This is a genomic window from Sphingomonas sp. PSPC2-2 (assembly GCF_049897725.1).
Lineage (GTDB): Bacteria > Pseudomonadota > Alphaproteobacteria > Sphingomonadales > Sphingomonadaceae > Sphingomonas.
The window spans coordinates 38,732-62,007 of record NZ_JAFCWU010000014.1 but is presented as its reverse complement, the minus strand read 5'-3'; the positions used below and the strand labels follow the sequence as shown (position 1 = coordinate 62,007).

General features: G+C 63.4%; 26 protein-coding genes. 13 read left to right on the top strand and 13 right to left on the bottom strand.

The window, feature by feature from the left end:
* Window positions 1–71 precede the first annotated feature (71 nt).
* Genes dnaQ through ACP7BY_RS19180 form a run of 5 tightly spaced genes read right to left on the bottom strand, consistent with a single transcriptional unit; the run spans window position 72 to window position 3,591 of the window.
* The gene (dnaQ, locus tag ACP7BY_RS19200; protein ID WP_033967497.1) at window positions 72–761 is read right to left on the bottom strand and encodes a DNA polymerase III subunit epsilon; all 690 of its coding nucleotides are present in this window, start codon (window positions 759–761) and stop codon (window positions 72–74) included.
* Between the two features lie 7 nt (window positions 762–768).
* Window positions 769–1,365 (bottom strand): dephospho-CoA kinase, encoded by a 597-nt coding sequence (coaE, locus tag ACP7BY_RS19195; RefSeq protein WP_033967498.1) that lies wholly within the window; start codon window positions 1,363–1,365, stop codon window positions 769–771.
* A complete protein-coding gene (locus ACP7BY_RS19190; RefSeq protein WP_137903136.1) occupies window positions 1,362–2,174 on the bottom strand; it encodes a shikimate dehydrogenase family protein in 813 nt (270 codons plus the stop codon). Before ACP7BY_RS19190 ends, coaE begins: the two co-directional genes overlap by 4 nt.
* On the bottom strand, window positions 2,171–2,767 hold the full coding sequence (locus tag ACP7BY_RS19185; RefSeq protein WP_081988882.1) for a Maf family protein: 597 nt from the start codon (window positions 2,765–2,767) through the stop codon (window positions 2,171–2,173). Before ACP7BY_RS19185 ends, ACP7BY_RS19190 begins: the two co-directional genes overlap by 4 nt.
* Entirely contained in the window at window positions 2,764–3,591 is an 828-nt protein-coding gene (locus tag ACP7BY_RS19180) for a pyruvate, water dikinase regulatory protein (RefSeq protein ID WP_033967499.1), read from the bottom strand. The genes ACP7BY_RS19185 and ACP7BY_RS19180 overlap by 4 nt, the downstream gene beginning before the upstream one ends.
* A gap of 314 nt (window positions 3,592–3,905) precedes the next feature.
* On the opposite strand from ACP7BY_RS19180, the gene hemE reads away from it, so the two are divergent.
* The 4 genes from hemE (at window position 3,906) to ACP7BY_RS19160 (ending at window position 7,584) form a co-directional block, all read left to right on the top strand.
* On the top strand, window positions 3,906–4,928 hold the full coding sequence (hemE, locus tag ACP7BY_RS19175; protein WP_137903137.1) for a uroporphyrinogen decarboxylase: 1,023 nt from the start codon (window positions 3,906–3,908) through the stop codon (window positions 4,926–4,928).
* Window positions 4,925–5,392 (top strand): CopD family protein, encoded by a 468-nt coding sequence (locus tag ACP7BY_RS19170; RefSeq protein ID WP_171010587.1) that lies wholly within the window; start codon window positions 4,925–4,927, stop codon window positions 5,390–5,392. The genes hemE and ACP7BY_RS19170 overlap by 4 nt, the downstream gene beginning before the upstream one ends.
* A 196-nt stretch (window positions 5,393–5,588) precedes the next feature.
* A complete protein-coding gene (gene rho, locus ACP7BY_RS19165; protein WP_010405952.1) occupies window positions 5,589–6,845 on the top strand; it encodes a transcription termination factor Rho in 1,257 nt (418 codons plus the stop codon).
* Window positions 6,846–6,954: 109 nt separating this feature from the next.
* Window positions 6,955–7,584, top strand: coding sequence for a YjbE family putative metal transport protein (locus tag ACP7BY_RS19160; RefSeq protein WP_033967500.1), 630 nt, complete (start codon window positions 6,955–6,957; stop codon window positions 7,582–7,584).
* Here the strand turns inward: ACP7BY_RS19160 and ACP7BY_RS19155 are convergent.
* Window positions 7,581–8,063: a methylated-DNA--[protein]-cysteine S-methyltransferase gene (locus tag ACP7BY_RS19155; RefSeq protein WP_033967501.1), complete on the bottom strand. Its 483-nt coding sequence runs from the start codon at window positions 8,061–8,063 to the stop codon at window positions 7,581–7,583. The genes ACP7BY_RS19160 and ACP7BY_RS19155 overlap by 4 nt on opposite strands.
* 48 nt (window positions 8,064–8,111) lie before the next feature.
* Between ACP7BY_RS19155 and ACP7BY_RS19150 the strand changes: the two genes are divergently transcribed.
* The 6 genes from ACP7BY_RS19150 (at window position 8,112) to ACP7BY_RS19125 (ending at window position 13,858) form a co-directional block, all read left to right on the top strand.
* Window positions 8,112–8,336, top strand: a complete 225-nt coding sequence (locus tag ACP7BY_RS19150) for a DUF6489 family protein (protein WP_033967574.1) — start codon at window positions 8,112–8,114, stop codon at window positions 8,334–8,336.
* Window positions 8,337–8,349: 13 nt separating this feature from the next.
* A complete protein-coding gene (gene mnmE / locus ACP7BY_RS19145) occupies window positions 8,350–9,633 on the top strand; it encodes a tRNA uridine-5-carboxymethylaminomethyl(34) synthesis GTPase MnmE (protein WP_171010588.1) in 1,284 nt (427 codons plus the stop codon).
* Between the two features lie 70 nt (window positions 9,634–9,703).
* Window positions 9,704–11,548, top strand: a complete 1,845-nt coding sequence (gene mnmG, locus ACP7BY_RS19140; protein ID WP_033967502.1) for a tRNA uridine-5-carboxymethylaminomethyl(34) synthesis enzyme MnmG — start codon at window positions 9,704–9,706, stop codon at window positions 11,546–11,548.
* Window positions 11,545–12,162: a 16S rRNA (guanine(527)-N(7))-methyltransferase RsmG gene (gene rsmG / locus ACP7BY_RS19135; RefSeq protein WP_126849188.1), complete on the top strand. Its 618-nt coding sequence runs from the start codon at window positions 11,545–11,547 to the stop codon at window positions 12,160–12,162. Before mnmG ends, rsmG begins: the two co-directional genes overlap by 4 nt.
* Window positions 12,159–12,950 carry a ParA family protein gene (locus tag ACP7BY_RS19130; protein WP_033967503.1) on the top strand — a complete coding sequence of 264 codons (792 nt, stop codon included), beginning with the start codon at window positions 12,159–12,161 and terminating at the stop codon, window positions 12,948–12,950. The genes rsmG and ACP7BY_RS19130 overlap by 4 nt, the downstream gene beginning before the upstream one ends.
* On the top strand, window positions 12,947–13,858 hold the full coding sequence (locus ACP7BY_RS19125; protein ID WP_033967507.1) for a ParB/RepB/Spo0J family partition protein: 912 nt from the start codon (window positions 12,947–12,949) through the stop codon (window positions 13,856–13,858). Before ACP7BY_RS19130 ends, ACP7BY_RS19125 begins: the two co-directional genes overlap by 4 nt.
* Window positions 13,859–13,868: 10 nt before the next feature.
* On the opposite strand, the gene ACP7BY_RS19120 is transcribed toward ACP7BY_RS19125, so the two are convergent.
* The 4 genes from ACP7BY_RS19120 to ACP7BY_RS19105 are packed head-to-tail and all read right to left on the bottom strand — an operon-like array spanning window position 13,869 to window position 18,425.
* Window positions 13,869–14,891, bottom strand: coding sequence for a DNA polymerase III subunit delta (locus tag ACP7BY_RS19120; protein ID WP_137903139.1), 1,023 nt, complete (start codon window positions 14,889–14,891; stop codon window positions 13,869–13,871).
* 21 nt (window positions 14,892–14,912) lie between these two features.
* Window positions 14,913–15,410 (bottom strand): LPS assembly lipoprotein LptE, encoded by a 498-nt coding sequence (gene lptE, locus ACP7BY_RS19115; protein WP_033967511.1) that lies wholly within the window; start codon window positions 15,408–15,410, stop codon window positions 14,913–14,915.
* On the bottom strand, window positions 15,407–17,962 hold the full coding sequence (gene leuS, locus ACP7BY_RS19110; protein ID WP_033967513.1) for a leucine--tRNA ligase: 2,556 nt from the start codon (window positions 17,960–17,962) through the stop codon (window positions 15,407–15,409). Before leuS ends, lptE begins: the two co-directional genes overlap by 4 nt.
* 13 nt (window positions 17,963–17,975) lie before the next feature.
* Complete coding sequence (locus tag ACP7BY_RS19105) at window positions 17,976–18,425, bottom strand: DUF3576 domain-containing protein (protein ID WP_010405938.1); 450 nt, start codon at window positions 18,423–18,425, stop codon at window positions 17,976–17,978.
* A 531-nt stretch (window positions 18,426–18,956) separates the two neighbouring features.
* Here ACP7BY_RS19105 and ACP7BY_RS19100 point away from each other — a divergent pair.
* A complete protein-coding gene (locus ACP7BY_RS19100) occupies window positions 18,957–19,382 on the top strand; it encodes a porin (protein ID WP_310065918.1) in 426 nt (141 codons plus the stop codon).
* Here the strand turns inward: ACP7BY_RS19100 and ACP7BY_RS19095 are convergent.
* Complete coding sequence (locus ACP7BY_RS19095) at window positions 19,379–19,894, bottom strand: thiamine phosphate synthase (protein ID WP_033967515.1); 516 nt, start codon at window positions 19,892–19,894, stop codon at window positions 19,379–19,381. The two genes, ACP7BY_RS19100 and ACP7BY_RS19095, sit on opposite strands and share 4 nt — an antisense overlap.
* Before the next feature lie 22 nt (window positions 19,895–19,916).
* On the opposite strand from ACP7BY_RS19095, the gene ACP7BY_RS19090 reads away from it, so the two are divergent.
* Together ACP7BY_RS19090 and ACP7BY_RS19085 are read left to right on the top strand one after the other, a co-directional pair.
* A complete protein-coding gene (locus ACP7BY_RS19090) occupies window positions 19,917–20,597 on the top strand; it encodes a YggS family pyridoxal phosphate-dependent enzyme (RefSeq protein WP_137903140.1) in 681 nt (226 codons plus the stop codon).
* Window positions 20,594–21,256: an HAD family hydrolase gene (locus ACP7BY_RS19085; RefSeq protein ID WP_033967516.1), complete on the top strand. Its 663-nt coding sequence runs from the start codon at window positions 20,594–20,596 to the stop codon at window positions 21,254–21,256. Before ACP7BY_RS19090 ends, ACP7BY_RS19085 begins: the two co-directional genes overlap by 4 nt.
* Here ACP7BY_RS19085 and ribA read toward each other — a convergent pair.
* A complete protein-coding gene (ribA, locus tag ACP7BY_RS19080) occupies window positions 21,253–22,314 on the bottom strand; it encodes a GTP cyclohydrolase II (protein WP_033967517.1) in 1,062 nt (353 codons plus the stop codon). The genes ACP7BY_RS19085 and ribA overlap by 4 nt on opposite strands.
* Window positions 22,311–23,105, bottom strand: a complete 795-nt coding sequence (locus ACP7BY_RS19075) for an exodeoxyribonuclease III (RefSeq protein WP_033967575.1) — start codon at window positions 23,103–23,105, stop codon at window positions 22,311–22,313. Before ACP7BY_RS19075 ends, ribA begins: the two co-directional genes overlap by 4 nt.
* Between the last annotated feature and the right edge of the window lie 171 nt (window positions 23,106–23,276).

Here is a 23,276-nt window from a genome sequence, read left to right as displayed (position 1 = left end):
TCAATAGGCTGGCGTCGCTGTGACGATCGTCAGCTGGCAGTTGACACCGTCCGGGTGCCACGGCCCCCCAATCACATCGCGTGGTCGCTCCCCCACAAAGGGTTGACCACGGTCTTCAAAAACGCCGCGTGGCGCACGCGCTCCTCTTCGCTGACACCGAACACGCGCGGCGGCCGGACGACCGCCGCAGCGACCGCCTGAGTCGGCGCTGCTTCGACCACGACTTCGCTAACCAGGCCAAGACCGATCTGCCGACCACCGGTCAGCTCGACATAGACCTGGGCCAGCAGTTGCGCGTCAAGCAAGGCCCCGTGCAACGTGCGATGGCTGCGATCGATCCCGTAGCGGCTACACAAGGCATCAAGGCTGTGCTTGGCACCGGGGTGGCGCATCCGCGCCATCGCAACGGTATCGACCATCCGCTCCATCGCAACGGCGGTACGCCCGCAGCGCTTCAGTTCGCCGTTGAGAAAGCCGAAATCGAAGCTGGCATTGTGCGCGACGAGCGGGCTGTCCCCGATGAAGTCGAGCAGATCGTCGACCAGATGCGGAAACAGCGGTTTGTCGGCAAGGAAAGCGTCACTCAGCCCATGGACGCGTTGCGCCTCGGGCGGCATTGCCCGCTCCGGGTGAAAATACGCATGGAACGTGCGGCCCGTTTCGACGCGATTGACCATCTCCAGGCAACCGATCTCCACCATGCGATCGCCATCGGCAAAACTGAAGCCGGTGGTCTCGGTATCGAAGACGATCTCGCGCATAGGGGTATTATAGTGGGACGTCGCGGGCCGCTAAGCAAGCGATGATGGCATGGACTGCACGCCGCGTATCTTCATGCGATCCGCCGGTCGGCACGACAAAATCGGCCCGTGCCACCTTCTCGGCATCGGGCATTTGCCGGGCATGAATGGAATCGAGCTTTTCCACGGACATACCGGGCCGAGCCAGCACGCGCGCACGCTGGATGGACTCCGGTGCCGACACCACCACCACGGTATCCACCCGCGTTTCGCCGCCGGTTTCGAACAATAAGGGGATGTCGAAGACCACCATCGGCGCATCGGCATGGCGAACGAGAAACGCGGCGCGCTCTTCCCCCACCGCGGGATGAACGATCGCTTCGAGTCGCGCGAACGCGGCGGGATCGTTCAGCACCATCGCCCCAAGACGCGTTCGATCGACGCCGTCGGGGCCGGTAGATCCGGGAAAGGCTGCTTCGATCGCGTCGACCAGCCGCCCGCCTTTGGCCTGCAGGTGATGCACCGCAGCGTCAGCATCGAATACCGGGATACCCGCCTCGGCAAACATCGCTGCCACAGTCGATTTGCCCATCCCGATCGACCCGGTCAGGCCGATAGCAATCATGACGTCAAAAGCGCCCGTAACCGGTCATCACTGGCTTCGTCGCGCGGTGGCGTCACGCCGAAAAACAATTCGAACGCCAACCCCGCTTGGCCGATCAGCATGTCCAGCCCATCGACCGTCCCCAAATCGCGCGCCCGCGCTGCCGCCAGTAGCGGCGTTTCGAGCGGGGCATATACGACATCATAGACCACCGCCTCTTCGGGCAAAGGATCCAGATCCAGATCGAGTGGGGGCTGGCCGACCATGCCGAGCGCGCTTGCGTTGACCAGCAGCGCCGCCGGCGGCAGCGTCGCGTCGAGCGGCAAGGCTTTCCCTTTCAACCCGAAGGACGACAGCAATGCCGCCGCCTTCACCACGTTGCGATTGAGGATCGTAACCGGGCCGACGCCCAGGCGCGAAAGCGCGAACAACACCGCCCGCGCCGCGCCGCCGGCCCCGATCACCACCACCGGCGCGCCTGCAAGATCAAGCTCCGCGATCGGTGCATAAAAGCCAGCCGCATCGGTATTGGTGCAGGCGAGCGTACCGTCCTCTGTGCGAAACACGGTGTTGACGGCACCGATGGAAGCCCGCACCCCACCCGGATCGGCGACATGATCGAACACGGCTTGCTTATGGGGAATCGTGACGTTGCATCCCCGCCAGTTCGGATCCGTCGCGCGCTCGGCAAAATAACGCCCGAGCCCCTCCGCCGTCACGTGGCGAGCCGCGTATCGCGCTTCCAATCCCAGCGCTTCGATCCAGAAACCGTGGATCAGCGGCGATTTGGAATGGCCGATCGGATCCCCGATCACCTCAGCAAACATCATGACGTCATCACCCCGCGCACTCGCAGATAATCAAGAACCGGCAACAGCGGTAGGCCGAGCACGGTAAACTGGCTTCCCTCGATCCGGCTGAACAATTGCGCGCCCGGCCCTTCGATCCGGTAACACCCGACGCACCACGATATCTCGGGCCATTCCAGATCGAGATAGGACTCGATGAATGCGTCAGACAGGGGGCGGACGTGCATCCGCGCCCGATCTACGACACGCCACACCGGACGCCCGCCCTCGGCCATGACGGCCGCACTGACCAGTTCATGGCGCTTGCCCGACAATCGCCGCAGATGCTCGGCCGCTTCGGCACGGTCGCGCGGCTTGTCGAGCATCGAGCCGTCCTCGAGCGCAACCACCGAATCGCAGCCCAGCACCAGCGCCTGACCATCCCCCGATGATACCTTGATCGCTTTCAGCTCAGCCAGCGCATCGGCCATGTCGCGCGCGCCAAAACCATCGGCGATCAGCGCGGCTTTGGCCGATTCCTCGTCGACGCCTGCGGACACCGGCTCGAACGGTACGCCCGCCGCAGTCAACATCGCGCGGCGGGACGCGCTTTGCGATGCCAGCACGACTCTCATATATCCCCCCGGACATCACCGCGCCGCTCACCCACCAAAGCGATGATCGCTGCTGCCGTTTCCTCGATCGAACGTCGCGTTACGTCGATCACCGGCCAGCCATTGTCAGCAAACATCCGCCGCGCAAATGCGACTTCGCGCGTGACGGCCTCCTGGTCGACATATGCGGTCTCGACCTTCTGGTTGAGCGACAGCAGACGATTGCGCCGCACCTGGATCAACCGATCCGCGCTTGTCGTGAGCCCGACCACGATCGGATTTTTCAACGTATACAGACTTTCCGGCGGCGGACTTTCCAGCACGATCGGAATGTTGGCGGTCTTGAAACCGCGATTGGCGAGATAGATCGACGTCGGCGTTTTGGAAGAACGCGACACACCGGCCAGCACGATGTCGGCTTCTTCCCAATCTTCCGCCAGAATTCCGTCATCATGTGCGATGGTGAATTGAATCGCATCGACCCGCGCGAAATACGCGGCATCGAGCACGTGCTGGCGCCCCGGACGCGCCTTGGCCGCCTGTCCGAGCAACCCGGAAAGAGCCCCCGTCACGCCGTCGAGCGGCGCTACGGCAGGCAGGCCGAGCGCACGACAGCGCGTTTCCAATGTGCGCCGCGTCTCGCTGTTCACCAGCGTGAACAGCACCAGCCCCGGATTCTGCGAGATTTCCTGAAGGATCCGCTCCAGATGCGCCTCGGTGCGGACCATCGGCCAGAAATGACGGATCGTTTCGACATCGTCATATTGCGCAAGCGCGGCTTTGGCGATGTTCTCAAGCGTTTCGCCCGTCGAGTCCGACAGCAAATGGAGATGCAAGCGCATCAAAAAGGCCGGCTGGGCGATGCTGTGGACAACATGGGGAGAAGCGCTAGCGCAACTTCGCGATCCCGCAAAGCGTCATGCCAACGGTGGATAAACCGCAGCTTGTCCACAATCGTGCGCACAGCCAATGATTCCGTCAACAGGCTGTGGATAACGGGGACAGAAACGCCGACTCACGTCAGAGTCGGCATTGGCCAAACGCCAGCCTGTTGGCTTTTCGGGGATGACCGCATAAGCCCCGCTATCGATGCGCCTACAACCACTTCATCCTTTCAAGATTCTAGAATCTTATAGAAGAGGGTCCGACCATTCCGACGCTGAAGAAGCCTTTGCTCGCGACGCTCCTGGGCGATCGTCAGCCCACTCCCCCGGTCTGGCTGATGCGACAAGCTGGCCGATATCTCCCTGAATATCGGGCGCTTCGTGCGGAAAAAGGCGGTTTCCTCGCCTTGGTGAACGACAGCGCCGCAGCGGCGGAAGTGACGATCCAGCCGATCCGCAGGTTCGGCTTTGACGGCGCTATTTTGTTTTCGGACATTTTGATGGTGCCGTCTGCCTTGGGCCAGGACTTGAGCTTTGGCGTTGGCGAAGGCCCGGCACTAAAACCCGCGCTGGTCGATCATGCCCTGCAAAGCCTTCAGGCGGCCCCTGAGCGGCTCGAACCTGTCTATGAGACCGTGCGCCAGGTCGCGGCCTCACTGCCGTCCCAGACCACTTTCCTGGGCTTTGCGGGAAGCCCGTGGACCGTCGCCACCTATATGGTTGCTGGCCATGGCAGCCGGGACCAGGGGGAAACGCGGCGCTTCGCTTATACCGATCCTGCCGCGTTCCAGGAGATCATCTCCGCGATCGTCACGGTGACGGTGGACTACCTCTCGAAACAGATCGAGTCGGGCGTTGTGGCGGTGCAGCTATTCGACAGTTGGGCCGGCAGCCTCAGCCCCGCACAGTTCGAACGCTGGGTCATCGGCCCCAATGCCGCTATTGTCGGGGCGCTGCACGAACGCCATCCAGGCGTACCCGTTATCGGTTTCCCAAAGGGTGCCGGCGCAAAGCTTACCGCTTATGTTCGGGAAACCGGGGTCGACGCGGTCGGGCTCGACGAAACGATCGATCCGGCATGGGCTGCCGCCGCGTTACCCAAGGATTTGCCCGTTCAGGGAAACCTCGATCCGCTGGTACTGATTGCCGGTGGCGAGGCGATGGAACAGGCCGCCGGGCGCATCCTTGCGGCCTTTGCCGAGCGCCCCCATGTCTTCAACCTCGGGCACGGTATCCTGCAGGATACTCCGATCGCCCATGTCGAGCAGTTGCTCGCTTTTGTTCGGAGCGTTGGATGATTGGAATGCTCGGCAACGCCTATCTCTGGGTCAAGGCGGCACATGTCATCTTCGTGGTGTTCTGGATGGCGGGCATGTTCATGCTACCGCGCTATCTCGTCTATCATCAGGAAGCACTGACCAGTGGCGGCAGTAGCTCGCCAGAAGCACTTTTGTGGGTTGAGCGCGAGCGCAAGATCCGCAACATCATCTTAACCCCGTCGATGATCATGGTGTGGATCCTGGGGCTGGCGCTGGCGGCCAATGTGGGTCTGTTTTCCGGGCAACACGGGCTTGGCTGGCTGCACTTGAAGCTGGCGTTGGTTCTGGTCCTCAGCGGTTATCATGGCTGGGCGGTGGGCTATGCGCGCAAGCTCGCGGCAGGCAAGCCGACGCTGACGGGGCGGCAATTGCGCCTAATCAACGAGGTGCCCGCAGTGCTGGTGACCTTCATCGTTATCCTGGTCATTGTCCAGCCCTTCTGAGATACCCCTTTCGAGATGCCCCTTTCGAGATGCCATGTCGCGCCTTGACGCGCGCAGTGTGGCCCCGTATCTCAAGGTCGTGTCGTGAGGCGGCGGGTCCACCCGTTCGGTCGCGGCCTCCTTCCTCAAGCATCGTCGCGTACCCTTCGCCGACCGAAGCTCTTTCCCCAGCATCCTTTATGCCCGGACGCCCGCAATGCATCTCAAAGACCTGAAGAACAAAAAGCCGGCCGAGCTGGTCGCAATGGCCGAAGAACTCGGCATTGAGAGCGCGTCGACGCTGCGCAAGCAGGATTTGATGTTCGCGATCCTCAAGGTCCAGGCCGAAGAGGGCGAGCAGATCATGGGGTTGGGCACGATCGAAGTGCTGCCCGACGGTTTCGGCTTTCTGCGGTCGCCCGAGGCGAATTATCTGGCCGGCCCCGACGACATTTACATCTCGCCCAACCAGGTTCGCAAATTCGGTCTGCGCACCGGCGACACCGTCGAAGGCGAGATCCGCGGGCCCAAGGATGGCGAGCGCTATTTCGCCCTGGTCAAGCTGACTGCGGTCAATTTCGACGATCCCGAGGCGGTGCGCCACCGCGTCAATTTCGACAACCTTACCCCGCTCTACCCCGATGAGAAGCTGACGCTCGATCCGTCGGACCCGACGATCAAGGACAAGTCGGCGCGGGTGATCGACATCATTTCGCCGCAGGGCAAGGGCCAGCGCACGCTGATCGTGGCACCGCCGCGCGTCGGCAAGACGGTGATGCTGCAGAATATCGCCAAGGCGATCACCGACAACCACCCCGAGGTGTTCCTGATCGTCCTGCTGATCGACGAGCGCCCCGAGGAAGTCACCGACATGCAGCGCTCGGTCAAGGGTGAGGTGGTCAGCTCGACCTTCGACGAACCCGCCACGCGCCACGTGCAGGTCGCTGAAATGGTGATCGAAAAGGCCAAGCGCCTGGTCGAGCACAAGAAGGACGTGGTAATCCTGCTCGACTCGATCACCCGCCTTGGCCGCGCCTACAACACCGTCGTTCCCTCGTCGGGCAAGGTGTTGACCGGCGGTGTCGACGCCAATGCGCTGCAGCGCCCGAAGCGCTTCTTCGGTGCCGCGCGCAATATCGAGGAAGGTGGCTCGCTTTCGATCATCGCGACGGCGCTGATCGATACCGGCAGCCGCATGGACGAAGTGATCTTCGAAGAATTCAAGGGCACGGGTAACTCTGAAATCGTGCTCGACCGCAAGGTTGCCGACAAGCGCATCTTCCCGGCGCTCGACGTCGGCAAGTCCGGCACGCGCAAGGAAGAGCTGCTGGTCGATCAGAGCAAGCTCTCCAAGATGTGGGTGCTGCGCCGCATCCTCATGCAGATGGGCACGATCGATTCGATGGAATTCCTGCTCGACAAGATGAAGAATTCCAAGACCAACGAAGATTTCTTCGACAGCATGAACCAGTAATCGGGGCTGGGTCCGTCGGCGGGGTGCCGACGGACTCGCATCGCCTCGACCGACGGGCTAAGCGGCAGACGGCGTGGGGGTTTGCCATGCCTCTTGTTAAGGCCTGCCCATGTTCAACATCGCAGACGTATTCACGACGGCCGGGCTGGCGACGCTCGGTCAGGTAATCCTGATCGATCTGATCTTCTCCGGCGACAATGCCATGGTGCTCGGCACGCTCGCCGCCGGGCTACCCTCCAAACAGCGCAAGCAGGTTCTTGCGCTCGGCGTGATGATGGCAATGGTATGCCTGATCGGCTTCGCGCTGATCGCGACGCAACTCTTGCATGTCGTCGGCTTGCTGCTGGCCGGAGGCATATTGCTGCTGTGGGTATCGTGGAAACTCTATCGCGAGATCGGTGGCGCGGCGGACGCGACGAGCGGTGGTCATGCCACGGCGAAACAGCCCAAAACGTTCGCACAGGCGGCCATCCAGGTGGCCATTACCAATTTATCGCTCAGCCTCGACAATGTTCTGGCCGTGGCGGGTGCGGCCCGCGAACATCCAGCGGTGCTATTTTTCGGGCTCGCTTTGTCGGTCACGCTGATGGCGGTTGCCGCGAACTTCATCGCGCGCCTTATCGGGCGGCATCCTTGGATCGCCTATATCGGCTTGGCCGTGATTCTCTTCGTTGCCGGCCGCATGATTTATGATGGCATCGTCGATCACGAAATCGGCGTGCTGCGCCTGCTTTTCTAAAGCAGGCGATCGCGGCGGTCGCGCCGTTCGAAATCGAGCAACCAGCGCTTGGTCGCCGGCCCCTCTCCCGCCGAATAAGCCCCAAGCGAACCGTCGGCATTGCTGACGCGGTGGCATGGCACGATGATCGGAAAAGGATTGCGTGCGCAGGCTTGCCCGATTGCGCGCGCGCTTGATCCGATCGTGGCAGCAAGCGCGCCATAGCTCAGCACTTCGCCATAGCCGATCGCCACCATTGCATCGCGTAACACTTGCCCCCGGATGGTTCGAGCGGCGGTGAGCGGCAGATCGAAGTTGGTGCGCTCGCCTGCGAACCATGCCTGGATTTGATCGGCGGCGGCACGTACCGGCAGCGAAGCGCCCGATATTGGAGGGCCCGCAACGGCGTCGATTTGGATCGAGGCGATCGCGGCATCGTCGCCATAAATCGTGACAACACCGACAGGCGTTGCGATCCGGGCCATATCGCGCGCATACATGGCCAGAGTATGCAGCGCGGCGCAGGCCCGCTCAAGCGGAGAAGCGCGATGAAGATCAATGTCGAAGTCGATTGCACCCCGGAAGAAGCGCGGCGCTTCATGGGCCTGCCCGACCTTGCCCCCGTCCACGAGAAATATGTCGCGATGCTCACCGATACCATGGACGGTGTGGTGGCCCCCGACCTCCTCGATAATATGGTGCGGAGCTGGATGCCGATGAGCGATGCCGGCATGGGGATGTGGCGCAAAATGTTCGAGAGCACGACCAAGTAGTCCAGCGGTGACCATGCGCGAGACCATTTTCGCCACATCGAGCGGCGCACCGCCCGCCGCGATTGCCATTGTTCGGCTGAGTGGACCGGGCGCCTTTACGATCGCGAGGGGATTGGTCGGCGATTTACCCGTGCCGCGCCGTGCCGCGTTGCGCGCGTTGCATGACCCGCGCGACGGGAGTGTGCTTGACCGAGCGCTCGTCCTTGTGTTCCCCGGCCCACGCACTGCGACCGGCGAAGATCTCGTAGAGTTTCAGGTCCATGGGGGCCGCGCAGTGGTGCTCGCGGTGGAAGCGTGCCTCGCCGCACAGCCTGGTGCCCGCCATGCCGAAGCTGGCGAATTTACCCGCCGCGCGCTTGAGAATGGGGTCATCGATCTGACGGAAGCAGAGGGTTTGGGGGACTTACTGTCCGCGCAAACCGAGACACAGCGCCGCGCGGCCTTGCGCGTTGCCGAAGGCGGATTGCGAGCGCAGGTCGACCGTTGGACCGATCGCCTGATCGACATCGCGGCCAGAATCGAAGCGCAGTTGGACTTTTCCGACGAGGACGATGTGACGTCCGAAAACAGCGACGAGATCGTGGCCGCCATCGCAGCTACGGCGGCGGAGATCGCTCGCTTGCTCTCCGCCCCCCCGGTGGAGCGCTTGTACGACGGCGTTCGCCTTGTGCTCGCAGGGCCGCCCAATAGTGGGAAGTCCACATTGTTGAATGCGCTGGCAGGGCGCGAGGTTGCGATTGTCTCAGCGATATCAGGAACCACACGCGACCGGATCGAAGTGCCGGTGGAGCGCGGTGGTATCGCCTATCTTCTCACCGATACCGCGGGGCTTACCGATTTTCCGGGAGATGAGATCGAACGGATCGGGATCGAGCGCGCGGCCGACGCGATCGCGAGCGCGGATATCGTTGTGTGGCTGGGCGACGACGCCCCAAGCGATCCAGCCCATCTGCGGGTTCACGCGCGCGCCGATCTTCCGGGACGCGACGCCCTCCCCTCGGATCGCGTTCTCGCCCTGTCGGCCAAAACAGGCGAGGGTCTTGATGGGCTTTGGGAAGTCATCGCGCAAAGAGCTCGTGCTTTGTTGCCGCAAGAGGACGTACTAACGACAAACCGTCGACAGCGGGGACTGCTGTCAGCCTGTCTCGAACACCTCCAAGCCGCGACCGGCAGCGATTTTTTGATTGTCGCCGAAGAGGTGCGTGGAGCGCTTAAGGCGCTTGACGCGGTTGCCGGCCGAAGCGGAATAGAGAATGTACTGGATGCGATTTTTTCGCGCTTTTGCATCGGCAAATGAAGCGACGTTCCACGTGGAACATACCACCCTCCCCTTTGACAGCGCGACGCCTACGACCTAGCGACAGCGTATGAGCGAATTCGATGTGATCGTCGTTGGTGGCGGACACGCCGGCACCGAAGCTGCGGCTGCGGCTGCGCGGTGCGGCGCGCGCGTCGCCCTGATCAGTTTTGATCCGGTAAAGATCGGAGCGATGTCCTGCAATCCCGCGATTGGCGGGCTTGGCAAAGGGCATCTCGTCCGTGAGGTCGACGCCTTCGATGGCCTGATTGGTCGCGCTGCCGATGCTGCGGGGATCCATTACCGCATGCTTAATCGCAGCAAAGGGGCTGCGGTGCAGGGGCCCCGAGTCCAGGCAGATCGTCGGCGCTATGCGGCTGCGATCCAGGCTATGCTTCGCGCCCAGGATGGCTTGGATATCGTCGGCGGTGAAGTCGCAGCCCTGCTACGCGACGCGGACGGGGTGGTGAAGGGGGTTCGGCTCGCAAGCGGCCAAAGCCTGACGGCCCGCGCGGTGGTCCTCGCCACCGGGACTTTCCTCGGCGGCCGGATGTTTCGCGGCGAGGAGCGTTTCGTAGGGGGCCGGGTTGGCGAAGCTGCAGCCTCGGAACTCGCTGAGCAACTGCGGGCTGCGCGTCTACCAATGGCGAGGCTCAAGACCGGAACTCCCCCGCGTCTGGACGGGCGGACGATCGACTGGGCCCGCCTTGCGCAGCAGCCGAGCGACGCAGACCCATGGACGATGTCACCGCTATCGCCGTCCCGTCCCCTGCCCCAATTGCATTGCGCGATAACCCGAACGACCCAGGAAACGCATGCGATCATCCGCAGCGGACTGGACCGTTCGCCGCTATTTGGTGGCGCGATCGCTGGTCAAGGGCCGCGTTACTGCCCGTCGATCGAGGACAAGATCCACCGCTTCGGCGACCGGGACGGCCATCAAATCTTCCTGGAGCCGGAAGGTCTGGACGACGCGACCGTATATCCCAACGGGATTTCGACGTCGCTCCCGGTTGATATTCAGGCAGCGATGATCGCCTCGATCCCGGGGCTTGAGCATGCGCGCATTGTCGCGCCGGGCTATGCCGTCGAATATGATCATATCGATCCCCGCGCCTTGTCGGCGACGCTGGAAGTGCGTGCGATGGCAGGTCTGTTCTGCTGCGGCCAGATCAACGGTACGACGGGGTATGAGGAGGCGGCCGGACAGGGCCTGATCGCGGGCCTCAATGCAGCGGCACATGCGCTGGGCGCTGCCCCGATCATACTCGACCGGGGATCGAGCTATTTAGGGGTGATGATCGATGACTTGGTGCTCCAGGGCATCACGGAGCCGTATCGTATGCTCACTGCACGCGCGGAATACCGTTTGCGGCTGCGCGCCGACAATGCCGAGACCCGCCTTGGCCCGCTTGCGGCGCGCATTGGGTGCCTCGGGCCGGAACGCCTGGGCCGTCTCGAGCGGCGCGCCGAGCAGCGCGTGGCGGTCGAAACCCGGCTCGCGCAATCTGTGACGCAGGATGTTTGGGTTGCGGGAGGCGCGCCTTTGGCTCCCGATCCACAGGCGCGCACGGGAGAGCAATGGCTCCGGGTGGCCGGCGTGGAAATTGGGATGCTGATTCCCGAGCTGATGGGCAGCGTGGAGGCTGCCCTGTTGGCCGAGATCGCCGAGGATGCGCGCTATGCCCCTTACCTGTTGCGCCAGGAAACCGAGATCGCCAGCCTGCGCGCGCAGGATGAGATTGCAATCCCTGCTTCGGTTGATTTCGCTGCGATCCCGGGTCTCTCGACGGAGATGATCGAGCGCCTGGCGCTTGCGCAGCCCGAGACATTGGGCTCCGCAAGCCGTATCCGCGGAATAACGCCCGCCGCTTTGACGGCGATCCTGCTGCACCTTCGCAGGAAGGCCGCATGACCGAGGACGAGGCAAAAGCGTGGATTGAGGAGCGCTTTGGACTGGGCGGCGTTGCCGCGATGGCCGCATTTGCGGCAATCGTGCTGGGGGAAACGCGGCAGCAAAATCTGATCGCACCGTCTACGATTGATGCGATTTGGAGCCGTCACATCGTCGATTCCGCGCAGCTGATCGGCTTTGCGGGCGACGAGAAGGACAATCGATGGATCGATATCGGCAGCGGAGCGGGTTTTCCCGGGTTGGTGGTTGCCGCTTTAACGGAGCGGGAGGTGTGGCTGGTAGAGCCACGAAAACGGCGCGCGGCCTTCCTCGCAGAGACTGCCGCGACGCTCGGAATTGGCGATCGAACGCATGTCGTGTGCGGCCGAATCGAAAATATGCGCCAGACTGCGGGGATAATTTCGGCCCGCGCAGTTGGGCCCTTGACCGAGTTGTTCGGGTGGGCGAGGGATTGTTCGACCCCCGATACGCGGTGGATCTTGCCCAAGGGCCGGTCCGCTCGCGAAGAGGTGGCCACCGCCGAACGGGAATGGCATGGTGTGTTTCACGTGGAACATAGTCTTACCGATCCGGATTCGTTGATCGTTCTCGCATCAGAGGTGTCACGCCGATGAACGTCATTGCCGTAGCGAACCAAAAGGGCGGCGTGGGCAAGACCACCACCGCTATCAATCTCGGTACCGCACTGGCGGCGACCGGATTGCGCGTGCTGTTGCTCGACCTCGATCCTCAGGGAAATGCTTCGACCGGCCTTGGCATCGCGCGCGCCGACCGCCACCATTCCACTTACGATATCTTGCTGGGGGAAACGACAATCGAAGCGGCAGCGCTACCGACGATTGTCCCCAAGCTCGATATCGTCCCCGCCACGGTCGATCTGTCTGGCGCGGAAATCGAACTTGTCGAATATGAGGAGCGGACGCATCGTCTCTCCCGCGCGCTCGCCCGTTCCGATCACCGTTGGGACGTCGTCCTGATCGATTGCCCGCCATCGCTTGGGTTGCTGACCCTTAACGCGATGGTAGCCGCCAATTCGCTCCTGGTCCCGCTGCAGTGCGAGTTTTTCGCCCTTGAGGGGCTCAGCCAGTTGCTGAGCACAGTGGAGCGTATTCGCGAGCGGTTCAATCCCGGCCTGTCGATCATGGGGGTAGCGCTGACCATGCATGACCGGCGTAATCGGTTGACCGATCAAGTCTCCAACGATGTTCGTGCGGTGCTCGGCGGGGTGGTGTTTGAAACCGTTATCCCGCGCAACGTTCGCTTGTCGGAAGCTCCGAGCCACGGCTTGCCAGCCTTGATTTACGATTATCGCTGCCCCGGTTCGGAAGCCTATATCGCGCTTGCCCGTGAATTGATTGCACGACTTCCCAATATCGAACCCCAACCTGCAAGGGCCGCATGACCGACTCGACCGTGCCGCAGAACGCTCCGCAGGCTCGCCCGAAGCCGCGCTCCGGCCTTGGCCGCGGTCTCAACGCATTGATGGGCGATCTGGCCCGCGAGGAGCCGGTTGGCGGGAATAAGGAAACATCGCCCGGTATCCGTTCGCTTCCGGTGGGGTCATTGACGCCGCATCCGGGCCAGCCGCGCCGGCATTTCGATGAAGCTGCGCTTGAGGAATTGGCGCAGTCGATTGCGCAACGCGGGGTGCTGCAGCCCATCGTCGTGCGACCGCACGGGACGGGATACCAGATTGTCGCGGGTGAGCGCCGCTGGCGCGCGGCGCAGCGGGCGCGGTTGCACGAAGTGCCCGTGATCGTTCGGGCATTCGACGATACCGAGACGCTCGAAGTTGCGCTGGTCGAAAATATTCAGCGGCAGGACCTCAACGCGATCGAGGAGGCCGAGGCTTATCATCGGCTGATCGAAGACTTTGGTCACACCCAGGAAGCGCTGGGCAAGCTGGTCAACAAGTCGCGTAGCCATATTGCCAATTTGCTGCGATTGTTAGAACTGCCGACGCCGATCCAGGAACGCGTTGTCACCGGTACGCTGACGATGGGCCACGCCCGCGCCCTCATCGGGGCGGCCGATGTCGAGGCACTGGCCGATCAGGTCGTCGCGCGCGGTCTGTCGGTACGCGACACCGAGCGACTGGCACGGGCGGCGAAGCCTGCACCGCGAAGCCAGAGCACCGAAAGCGGTGGACGCGATCCGGATCTTGCAGCGCTGGAGCATCAGCTTGCCGATCTGCTCGGCCTCTCGGTACGCGTGACCTATGGTGCGAAAGGCGGCACGCTGGTGCTGTCCTACTCGACGCTCGATCAGCTCGATATGGTGTGCCAGCGGCTCACGGGCGAGCGGATTTAACGCCCGCCGCTTACCCGCGCTGGCGCGCAGCCATCCGTGCGACGGCGACCATCGCCGAATCGGCTAGGACCGCACCTGCATTTGCCGTCGCCATCGTCGCGCGTTCGGCGCGGCGGACTCGATCGATCGCTTCGCTGATCTTCGGTGCAGACCAGATGTGCAGAGCGCGCGCGGTGGTGGCGCGTTCGCGAAAGAATACGCGCTCGATGACGGCGTTGACGCTCGCCCCGCCGTCGATCTCGGCGCGCAGCTCGGCAAGTGTCATCAGGCGTCGTGCCAATTGGCGGAGGAGCGGAATCGGCGAAACCCCGGCAACCCTCAAGCGGCCGAGTTCGTCCGCCAGGCGATCCGGCCCCCCATCGATCGCGGCGTCGATGGCGCGCGAAATTTCCGAATCCCCTAGATCGGCACCGATCGCATCGAGTGTAGCATCGTCGATTTCGCGAGGGCGTTCCGGTGCGGCATCCAGATATAGAGCGATTTTTTCAAGCTCGCGCGTCATCACCGCGCGGTCCCCCCCGGCCGCGAGCGCGATGCGGGCGGCGGTTCCGCCCGTCGTCCGCAGCCCCTGCTCGCGCGCAATGCTAGCGGCAATCTTGTCGGCCTCCCCCGCCTCCGGGACATAAAAGACGCAGGCCATCGCGCGTGGACTGGCGGTCGCAAGTTTCACCAGGGCGGACGACCCCTTCACTGTGGGGGCGATCATGACGACGGGATTGCCCGCCCGTTCGGCGGACAGCAACAGGGTGCATGCCTCAACGCAGTCTTCCCCTGCCCCAGCGACGCGGATGTACCGCGCGGTTCCGAAAAGGGACATGGACGCGGCTTCGTCGGCCAGTCGACCGGGATTGGTCTTTAGCATCCCCGGTTCAAGATCCACCCGCTCGGCATCGGGCCCCATGATCCGACCAAGGCGGGCCGCCACGTCGCGTGCTCCGGCTTCGTCAGGGCCGTGCAGCAGGTACAGGCGGATATCGGGATTGGCCGCCACCGCATCGATGGCGCGAGTCAATTGGTTGAGATTGGCCTTCATATGCGGGCCCTATCCATCGGATCAGGGCTTTTCAGGCGAGGTTCGCTGCACATAGGTGGCGACGCGCGCGATGATTTGATCCGCAACGATGCCGGAAAGCCGCTCCAGCGCGGTGTTCTCCGCCGCGATCGTGGCATATTCGGAATTGACCACGTCGATTCCGGCATCCGAGCCGGACGCCGCATCCAGCAGCACCGCACCATTGCTTAGATCGATAAGTTGATAGCGCGCGCGCAAGGTGCGGCGTTCGCGCGAAATGCTGTCGTCGCGGCGAACGCCAAGCCCAACGATCTTGTCGTCCAGTTTGACCTCGAGCCGATAGTGCGGGGTAGCGGCCGAGTGCAGACGATCGCGCAAGGCGTTGGCCATGAGCCATCCAGCTTTGCCCTCGATCGGCGCGACATCGACCTGTGCCAGCGTGATCGCAACCGTGCCGGAGCTTCCACCCGAATAGAGCGGGTGCAACCCACATCCCGACAGAGCGAAACCGGCGGTTACAAGGGCGAGGGCAAGCCTCATGCGACGATGTTCACAAGGCGGTCTGGCACGACGATCACCTTTCGCGGCGGTTTGCCGTCAAGGATGCGGACGATCTTTTCCGAAGACAGCGCTGCTGCCTCAATCTCTTCGCGTGCCAAGCCCTTGGCCAGCACGAGCGTATCGCGCAGCTTACCATTGATTTGTACCGCGACCGTGACTTCGTCTTCGATCAATAGCGCGGCGTCTACGGTCGGCCAGGGGGCGTCGGCGATGAGGCCGGGCTTGCCTGCGGCGGACCATGCTTCCTCGGCCAGATGCGGGGCCATTGGCGCGATCAGGCGCATGAGCGTATCGATCGCGGTATCGCGCGACGCCGACGCTTCGGCGCGTTCGATCGCATTGACCAGTTCATACAGCTTGGCGACGGCCTTGTTGAACGCGAGCGCTTCGATATCGATGGCAATGCCCGCGATGGTCTGATGCAGCTTGCGCTCGAGCGCGATATTGTCGGTACCGGTCTCGAGCCCGCTGCGCTCGCCGTCGAACAGCCGCCACAGCCGCTGGATAAAGCGCCACGATCCTTCGATCCCGGATTCGCTCCACGGCAAATCCCGCTCTGGCGGCGAATCCGACAGCATGAACCAGCGCGTGGCGTCCGCCCCATATTGATCGACGATGCCGGTCGGGTCGACGGTGTTCTTCTTCGACTTCGACATCTTCTCGACGCGGCCGACCGTTACGGTTTCGCCGGTCAGGCGCTCGATATAGCCGTCGCCGTGCTTCTCGATCTCGTCCAGCGAAAGCCAGCGCGACTTGGTGATCGAATCCACGCCGTCGCTGCCGAGCTCGGTGATCTGGCGGCTATAGGTTTCGTGCGTCACCATGCCCTGGGTGAACAGCCCGGCAAAGGGCTCGGCAATGTCGAGCATGCCGATATGGCGCAGCGCGCGCGTCCAGAAGCGGGCATAGAGCAGATGCAGGATCGCATGCTCGACGCCGCCAATATATTGCGCGACGGGCAGCCATTGCTCGGCGACGGCGCGATCGAACGGCTTATCCTTGGGCTGACTGGCGAAGCGGATGAAATACCAAGACGAATCGACGAAGGTGTCGAGCGTGTCGGTTTCGCGCCGTGCGGCCGCGCCGCACGATGGGCAAGCCACGTGCTTCCATGTCGGGTGGCGATCGAGCGGATTGCCGGGAATGTCGAATGTCACGTCTTCGGGCAGGATCACCGGCAACTGATCCTTGGGCACCGGCACCGCGCCACAGGCATCGCAGTGAATGATCGGGATCGGTGTGCCCCAATAGCGCTGGCGGCTGACACCCCAGTCGCGCAGGCGGAACACGGTCGAGCCGGTCCCCCAGCCCTCTCCTTCGGCGCGCTGGATCACCGCGCGTTTGGCTTCCTCAATGTCCATGCCATCAAGAAAGTGCGAATTTACCAGCGTGCCGGGCCCGGTATACGCGCTGTCGCCGACGAAGACCGGATCGGTTTCCTCGCCATCGGACACGACGCGGCGGACCGGCAAATGGTATTTCCGCGCGAAGTCCATGTCGCGCTGATCGTGCGCGGGAACGCCGAACACGGCCCCCGTCCCATAGTCCATCAACACGAAATTGGCGATGTAGACGGGCAGTTGGATCGTCGGGTCGAACGGGTGCGCTGCGGTCAGCTCGGTATCGAAGCCGAGCTTTTCCTGCGTTTCGAGCTCCGCCGCAGTTGTGCCGCCGCGTTTGCACAAGGCGATGAAGTCGGCGGCTGCCGGGTTCCGCTCGGCCAGCACTTGCGCAATCGGATGGTCGGCGGCGACCGCGACGAAGCTTGCCCCGAAAATCGTGTCGGGGCGTGTGGTGAAGACCTCGACCGCACCGCCATCGGACAGTGCAAAACGGAATTGCAGCCCCTGGCTGCGGCCGATCCAGTTTTCCTGCATCAGCTTGACCTTGTCGGGCCAATGCTCGAGCGATCCCAGGCCCTCGAGCAGCTCGTCGGCAAAATCGGTGATCTTCAGGAACCATTGCGACAGCTTGCGCCGCTCGACCAACGCGCCGGATCGCCAGCCGCGCCCGTCAATCACTTGCTCGTTGGCGAGCACGGTCATGTCGACCGGATCCCAGTTGACCGAGCTTTCTTTGCGATAGACCAGCCCGTGCGCGAACAGGTCGAGGAACAGCGCTTGTTCGTGGCCGTAATAGTCCGGCTCGCAGGTCGCCAGCTCGCGGGTCCAGTCGAGCGCGAAGCCAAGCCGTTTGAGCTGTGCCTTCATCGTGGCGATATTGTCGCGCGTCCAGCCGCCCGGGTGAACGCCCTTTTCCATCGCGGCGTTCTCGGCCGGCATGCCGAAGGCGTCCCACCCCATCGGGTGGAGCACTTCCATCCCCGTCATCCGGCGGTAGCGCGCCAGCACGTCGCCCATCGTATAGTTGCGGACGTGGCCCATATGGATCCGCCCCGAAGGATACGGAAACATTTCAAGAACATAGGAGCGCGGCTTGGGCGAATCGTCGCGTGCGGCGAAGGTGCGGGCGTCGTCCCACACCTTCTGCCATGCCGCGTCCGCTTTCAGCGCGTTGAAGCGTGACGCCATGAGAACGGGGATCCTACTGGGCTACGGCAGCGCGGCGCAGGTCACGCGCTTTGGTCAGGATGATATCTTCCAGCTTCTGCACCGTGGAGGCTTCGACCGGGGCCGCGACCCACTGGCCACCTTGATTGACCTGGCGCAGCGCGGCGACGCGAAGGCCATCGGCGCGAAGGTCCTGGTCGAGGATCGTTACCGTAACCTTGATCCGCTCGGCGGGGGCTGCCGGGTTGATATACCAGTCGGTCACGATCACCCCACCGTTGGAATCGGTCTGCAGCAGCGGCATGAAGCTCAGCGTGTCGAGGCTGGCACGCCACAGATAGGCGTTGACGCCGATCGTGGTCACTTTCGAAGCGGCGAGATCGGCGCTTTGCGGCCGGGCACGCTTATGGGCGCAGGCCCCCAGCGACAAAGAGGCGGCAAGAGCGAACGAAACCACGATCGCGGTGCGTGGGCGGCGGGTCATCGGCGGTTCCTGAACAAAACTGGGTGTTGGGGGACGTCGGTATCTATAGAATGTCTCGCGCATGCCGCAAGCGACACATCCAGCGCCTCCGGGTGCGTGCGCCGTGTGTGTCCTTCGAGACACTGTCTTGAGAAAATGAGTCAAGATAGTGGCGGTGCGGAATTGAATCGTGATAGGCGCAATGACACATGACGGTACCAATAAGGTACTGATAAGGGGCTTTGCGTGTTTTCTGCTCGTTGGATGTCCGGGATTGCTGCGGGAGCGCTAGTCGCCCTCGGCATCGCTGTGGCTCCGGCAGTTGGCGCTAGCGACATGCCTGGCACGCGACCTGCGCCCAAGCGCAACGCACTTGCGGTGCGGGGAATCGGCTCTTTCACGCCGGCTTCAGCGGATCCTAGGCTCGCGGCTTTGTTCGCGCGCGGCGGTCTCGATACGAGCGGTTTTCGTTTCACACCATCGGATGGCCGACGAGACGGCTCGCATGCGGTAACGATCGCAATTCGTGCACGGTCGGCGCGTGGAACCACGGTGGTCGATCGCAGCGCGCCTGTTCCCGCTGCGACGGTCAACCTTACGCCGATCGCTTATAATCTCGGCGTCGCGGTCGGGTGGAAGCGCTTTGCACTGTCGGGCGATGTGTCCAAGGTCGATTTGGCGGGGCTGCCGGGTGGTCGCGAAGCAGCCGAAGTCGGGGTCAGCTACACGGGCAATCGCTTCACCGGTCGCGTGAAGGCGGGTGCCGATCGTCCGCTCGCGGGCGCGCCCAAGCTGATCGAAGACGCACCGGCTTACTCGATCGACGTCGGCGGTTCCTATTCGCTGACGCGTCGCCTCGATGTGACGGCAGGCGTGCGCTATAAAGACGAGCGCGAGCGTTTGATCACCCAGCCGAACACCGATACCGGCCGCCGCGACAGCCAGGCGGTGTATATCGGAACCGCCTTCCGCTTCTAATCGGTGGCGGCACTGCGGGGAGTCAGCCCGTCAATAGCCGCCCAACCCGCGAAACCGAGTCTTTTCAGAAGACGGAATCGGTGTGCCGTCACGCCGCCAAGCGCAATTGCGGGAAGGCCGACAGCGCGCGCAATCTGCGCCGCGCGTATTGGCCCCAGGGCGCGGGCTCCCGGATGGGTTCGCGTCGGATAGACGGGCGACACCAGAACAGCATCGGCTCCGGCGCGCCGCGCCGCCATTCCTTCCCGCACCGAATGGGCAGCACCCAGCCGGACCGGCTGCCGGTCCCCTCCAGGCTTCACCAACACCAGGCCGCGTCGCCGTGCGAGTTTTGCGATGCGGTTGAACGTGGCGATCCGCGCTGCCTCCGGTGTCGCGAAGTGGCGAAAGACAACCCCGCTCCCGCGGGGCAGCGCCGCCAGCGCCGCCCATAAGCCCTCGCCCATCCGTTCGTCGGTCATCAGCCACAGTGTGGGGAGTGCGCGAGCGCTTATGGGGTGACGAACAGCCATGTCGCCGCCTATAGCGCCGCCAATGGCCAACGACGACCCCACCACCACACCCGCTTCCGCGCTAGCCAGTGTCCAGGCGACGATCGCCCGCGCCGCCGCGCTTGCCGACCGTAATCCCGAGGGCGTGACGCTGATCGCGATTTCGAAGACCAAATCCGCCGCCGAAATCGCGCCTTTGCTGGCGGCGGGACAGCGCGTTTTTGGCGAGAATCGCGTACAGGAAGCGCAGGACAAATGGCCCGCGCTACGCGAGTCATTCCCGGATATTACGCTGCATCTGGTTGGGCAATTGCAATCGAACAAGGCCGAGGATGCAGTCGCGCTGTTCGACGCGATCCATTCGGTCGACCGCCCTTCCCTCATCACCGCACTCGCCCGCGCGATGGAGCGGCAGAGTCGCCGCCCGACCTGCTTTCTCCAGGTCAATATCGGGGACGAAGCGCAAAAGGGTGGTTGCGCGATTGACGAGCTCCCCGCCGTGCTCGAGGCGGCGCGCGCGGTGGATTTGCCGATCGGCGGCCTGATGGCGGTGCCGCCGGCCGACACCGAGGCTGCGCCCTATTTCGCGTTGCTTGCCAAGCTCGCGCGCGATCACGACCTCGACGGTCTCAGCATGGGCATGTCGGGGGATTATGAGACGGCGGTGATGCTGGGGGCGACGCATGTTCGCATTGGCAGCGCCTTGTTTGGAGCGCGTGCATGACCTTCGATGGCATCATTTTTGATTTCGACGGCGTCCTGATCGAAAGCGAAGCGGTCGGCAATCGCCAGATCGCGGCCTATCTGACGAGCATCGGCCATCCTACGACGCCTGCGGATTCCTTCGCCAATTTCATGGGATTGTCGGGGGCGTCGTTCATCGGCGCGGTCGAGAACTGGATCGGCCGGTCGCTGCCGGAAGACTTTCACGCCGCGCGCCGAATCGAGGATCAACGCGCGATGCATGAGGGCGTCGATGCGGTCGAAGGTGCGGTCAAGTTCGTGCTTGGCCTGCCCGACGCCTTGCCCAAGGCGATCGCCTCGTCGAGCACGACCGCGTGGATCACGCGGCACCTTGAGCATATTGGTCTGCGCGACGTGTTTGGCGACCGGATCTTCTCGGGCAAGGAGCATGTCATCCGTGGCAAGCCCGCGCCCGATATCTATCTCCACGCCGCCACGGCGCTCGGCATCGACATTGCGCGGGCGGTGATCGTCGAGGATTCGCCCGTCGGTGCCACCGGCGCCGTCGCTTCGGGCGCGCATGTCATCGGGTTTGTCGGTGCGACGCATTGCGGCCCCGATCATGCCGCCAAATTGCGCTCGATCGGCGTCCATGACGTGGCCGAGACCTTCGACGACATTGCCGCGCTGATCGCCTAAAATTGGTGGCCGGTGCGGTCGCGCTTGGTCGCCAGATACCGTTCGTTATGCGGGTTGGCGGGCAGGATGTGCGGCACGCGCTCGACCACCGCGATTCCGGCCGCTTCGAGTTGCGCGACCTTTTGCGGGTTGTTGGTCAGCAGCCGCACTGACCGATGGCCCAGCAAGTCGAGCATTCGCGCCGCCACCGCGAAATTGCGCGAATCGACAGCAAAGCCCAGCCGCGTATTGGCATCGACGGTATCGAACCCCTGATCCTGCAGCGCATAAGCCCGCAATTTGTTGATCAGGCCGATGCCGCGCCCTTCCTGGCGCAGATAAAGGATCATGCCCCAGCCACTCGCCGCGACAGCATCGATCGCGGCATGGAGCTGCGGCCCGCAATCGCATTTCAGGCTGCCGAGCATGTCGCCGGTCAGGCATTCGCTGTGCAGCCGCACGAGCGGGGGGCGACCATCGGGTTTGCCAATCAGCAGCGCGATATGTTCGCCCGGCATTTCGGGCGTCCGAAAGGCGACGATCTCGGCATCCTCCGCGCCGACTACGGGCAAATGCGCGCGCGTCGCGATCGTCAGGCGCGCGGCATTTTCATGGGCGTCGATGTCGCCCGGCGTAAGCACCAGCGCTGCCGATTCGCCCGGCAACACGAAGAAGGCCGGTAGCATCCCTGCAATGCGCGCGAGGCGCAGCGCCGCCGCGCCCGCATCGCGTTCGACCAGACAGTGCGCGCGAAACGGTCCCTTCATAGGGACTTGCAGGTCAAATTGCGGGTCCGCCAGCGCGGTTGCGGTCGCGAAATCGAGCCATGGCGCGCGTTCGATCAGCACGGGCGAATCGGGGGCGGCTGCCTCGCGCTGATTGGCGAGCGTCAGGGTCGCCGCGCGTCCGGCGGAGAGCAAGATGCTCGCCACCCCGCCCGGATCGAACGCGGCGAGCCGCGCAGGGTCGGCGGTTTCGATCGGCAGCAGCGCCAACGTGCCGTCGGCCCCGGCAAGGGCTATCGGCCAGCCACGGCGTAAGGCATCAATGGCAAGCGCTGTCTTGTGGGGATCGCTCAAACGTCGAACTCGGTCATGATGGGGACGTGGTCGGAAGGTTTCAGCCAGCTACGGCATTCTTCGAAGACATGGTGACGCCGCGCGGTCGCGGCAACATCTGCCGTCGCCCACATATGGTCCAGCCGCCGACCGCGATCGTTGACCGTCCAATCGGCCGAACGATAGCTCCACCAGGTATGAAGGCGCGCAGGTGCCGGGAAAAAATGCCGCCCGAGATCGACCCAGCTGTTGGACGCCTTGAGCCGGTCAAGCGCGGCGACCTCGATCGGTGTATGGCTGACGACGTTCAGCAATTGCTTGTGGCTCCACACGTCGGATTCCAGTGGCGCGATGTTGAGATCCCCAACCAGCAGCGTCGGCACGGCAAGCGATTCGGACCAAAGTGTCATCCGCTCCAGAAAATCGAGCTTTTGGCCGAATTTGGGGTTCACTTCGCGATCGGGCACGTCGCCGCCGGCCGGGACATAGACATTCTCGATCCGCATGCCCGATTCGAGCCGTACCCCGACATGACGCGCCTCGCGGTTGGCTTGCCAGTCGAACCGGTCATCCTCGACCAGCGGCACCTTGGACAGAATGGCGACGCCGTGGTGCATCCGCTGCCCATGCAGCACGATATGACGATAGCCGAGCGCGCGGAACGAAGCGGTCGGGAAGTCCTGGTCGATCACCTTGGTTTCCTGCAGGCACAGGATATCGGGCGCGGATTCGCGCAGGAATTTCTCAACAATCTCGATGCGGAACCGTACCGAGTTGATGTTCCAGGATGCGATCTTGAGCAAAGCGGTCATCATCCTGCTCTAGCGAGGCCATGCCTGCCACGCCAGCGGTGGCCGCCCCGGACATGGAAAGGCCCTCGCTCCGGGGGCATGGAGCGAGGGCCGACCTAGCGTTCGTCACGCAGGCGGGAAGCGAAGGTTCGGGTAACAGGGGGAAATCCCGAACGTCCTCATCCGCGAAAC

What these genes read in the sequence shown, in the direction of transcription:
- dnaQ (WP_033967497.1), bottom strand. Translation starts at nt 761, where the DNA reads ATGCGCGAGATCGTCTTCGATACCGAGACCACCGGCTTCAGTTTTGCC.
- coaE (WP_033967498.1), bottom strand. Translation starts at nt 1,365, where the DNA reads ATGATTGCTATCGGCCTGACCGGGTCGATCGGGATGGGCAAATCGACT.
- ACP7BY_RS19190 (WP_137903136.1), bottom strand. Translation starts at nt 2,174, where the DNA reads ATGATGTTTGCTGAGGTGATCGGGGATCCGATCGGCCATTCCAAATCG.
- ACP7BY_RS19185 (WP_081988882.1), bottom strand. Translation starts at nt 2,767, where the DNA reads ATGAGAGTCGTGCTGGCATCGCAAAGCGCGTCCCGCCGCGCGATGTTG.
- ACP7BY_RS19170 (WP_171010587.1), top strand. Translation starts at nt 4,925, where the DNA reads ATGATTGGAATGCTCGGCAACGCCTATCTCTGGGTCAAGGCGGCACAT.
- rho (WP_010405952.1), top strand. Translation starts at nt 5,589, where the DNA reads ATGCATCTCAAAGACCTGAAGAACAAAAAGCCGGCCGAGCTGGTCGCA.
- ACP7BY_RS19160 (WP_033967500.1), top strand. Translation starts at nt 6,955, where the DNA reads ATGTTCAACATCGCAGACGTATTCACGACGGCCGGGCTGGCGACGCTC.
- ACP7BY_RS19155 (WP_033967501.1), bottom strand. Translation starts at nt 8,063, where the DNA reads ATGTATGCGCGCGATATGGCCCGGATCGCAACGCCTGTCGGTGTTGTC.
- ACP7BY_RS19150 (WP_033967574.1), top strand. Translation starts at nt 8,112, where the DNA reads ATGAAGATCAATGTCGAAGTCGATTGCACCCCGGAAGAAGCGCGGCGC.
- mnmE (WP_171010588.1), top strand. Translation starts at nt 8,350, where the DNA reads ATGCGCGAGACCATTTTCGCCACATCGAGCGGCGCACCGCCCGCCGCG.
- mnmG (WP_033967502.1), top strand. Translation starts at nt 9,704, where the DNA reads ATGAGCGAATTCGATGTGATCGTCGTTGGTGGCGGACACGCCGGCACC.
- rsmG (WP_126849188.1), top strand. Translation starts at nt 11,545, where the DNA reads ATGACCGAGGACGAGGCAAAAGCGTGGATTGAGGAGCGCTTTGGACTG.
- ACP7BY_RS19130 (WP_033967503.1), top strand. Translation starts at nt 12,159, where the DNA reads ATGAACGTCATTGCCGTAGCGAACCAAAAGGGCGGCGTGGGCAAGACC.
- ACP7BY_RS19125 (WP_033967507.1), top strand. Translation starts at nt 12,947, where the DNA reads ATGACCGACTCGACCGTGCCGCAGAACGCTCCGCAGGCTCGCCCGAAG.
- ACP7BY_RS19120 (WP_137903139.1), bottom strand. Translation starts at nt 14,891, where the DNA reads ATGAAGGCCAATCTCAACCAATTGACTCGCGCCATCGATGCGGTGGCG.
- lptE (WP_033967511.1), bottom strand. Translation starts at nt 15,410, where the DNA reads ATGAGGCTTGCCCTCGCCCTTGTAACCGCCGGTTTCGCTCTGTCGGGA.
- leuS (WP_033967513.1), bottom strand. Translation starts at nt 17,962, where the DNA reads ATGGCGTCACGCTTCAACGCGCTGAAAGCGGACGCGGCATGGCAGAAG.
- ACP7BY_RS19105 (WP_010405938.1), bottom strand. Translation starts at nt 18,425, where the DNA reads ATGACCCGCCGCCCACGCACCGCGATCGTGGTTTCGTTCGCTCTTGCC.
- ACP7BY_RS19095 (WP_033967515.1), bottom strand. Translation starts at nt 19,894, where the DNA reads ATGGCTGTTCGTCACCCCATAAGCGCTCGCGCACTCCCCACACTGTGG.
- ACP7BY_RS19090 (WP_137903140.1), top strand. Translation starts at nt 19,917, where the DNA reads ATGGCCAACGACGACCCCACCACCACACCCGCTTCCGCGCTAGCCAGT.
- ACP7BY_RS19085 (WP_033967516.1), top strand. Translation starts at nt 20,594, where the DNA reads ATGACCTTCGATGGCATCATTTTTGATTTCGACGGCGTCCTGATCGAA.
- ACP7BY_RS19075 (WP_033967575.1), bottom strand. Translation starts at nt 23,105, where the DNA reads ATGACCGCTTTGCTCAAGATCGCATCCTGGAACATCAACTCGGTACGG.